A 1,166-nucleotide genomic window follows, 5' to 3' on the forward strand; every position below is an offset into this window, starting at 1 on the left:
GACAAATACTATGTGTGGTCAAGTTGTGACAACGAGCCGCTATCAACGGCTAACGTCAGAAACATACACCGCCTCGACGACCTTTTGTATTCAGAAAGTCAAGGTGTGTATGTCGATGCAGACACCACTGTCGGCATGAATGTGGCAGACCTCCTTGGGCAAGGCTCAAATGTCAATGTATACCGCGTAGATGTTGAGGGCATGAAGCAGGTGCGTTGGCCGGGCATGAACAATCAGACAATGGGCTGTGTATTCACTGATGCAGACGGCAATGTTGTCGGAGTGTTCCAAATGGCAGTAAGTAATACCAACTTCGACTTCACAATTGGCAGTTACATATTTGAAAAAGTGCCGCAGGGCGCGAAGTGGTTCTACTTTACCACATTCAAAGACCTTGATGAGAGCGAGGTTCACACGGTGGATAGCGAAAGTATTGAAGCCATTGAGCCGGAATGGACAGAAATTAAATCTCCTAAAGCTCTCAACGAGGAAATTGAGAACGGTTCGGTGTTCGGTACATACCCGATTACCATTGACGGCCTCGGCCTACCCCGAAGTATCAGCAGTGGCCGTTCACGCAGAGGCACCGGCACATCGACTATAAATCCAAACTGGCTTTATGATGATGAGGGTAACGCTATAGAGCTACCTACAGGTACAATCAACTACTGCATGAAAGATTTCCAAAACCTTGCACGGCTCAGAGGTAAAGGCTATCAGCTCCAAGATTATGAGCAGCACAAGGAAACTTCAATCTTGTGGTGGGCATTGAATGGTCATAGTGATGAACAGAGCATTGTCGGTCGAGGACAGCATGACGGACTCCTCAACCAAGCCGATAACATAGGCATGGCCGACACACAGAGTAGCGGTAATGTGTGGAACTCAATACTCGGTATTAAAGGCTATGTTGGTTGCGACTCGGAATGGATGGACAACATCGCGCTCAATGTGACTTCTTTCAAAGAGTTTTTCAAGAACAAAGGCGTTGAGGTTGCATCATTCCCGATTGACGGTGTCGCGCATATCTTCAACCCGATTACAGGTAAGGAACGCATCGTACAATGCCTCACCTCCGGCGGCGGTAACTGTGTTGTACGCCTCGTTCACGGAGCAAAATGTGATGTGCTACCCTCGCGCACCATCGGCGACACAAGCCAATATAT

At 48.3% G+C, this 1,166-nt stretch carries 1 pseudogene; it reads left to right on the forward strand.

Annotated features, from left to right (window positions below):
- Window positions 1–1,166, forward strand: a pseudogene (locus tag C5S62_RS13530) (hypothetical protein); the annotation flags it as partial.

It is taken from the genome of Prevotella sp. MGM2 (genome assembly GCF_002933955.1).
Taxonomy (GTDB): Bacteria; Bacteroidota; Bacteroidia; order Bacteroidales; family Bacteroidaceae; genus Alloprevotella.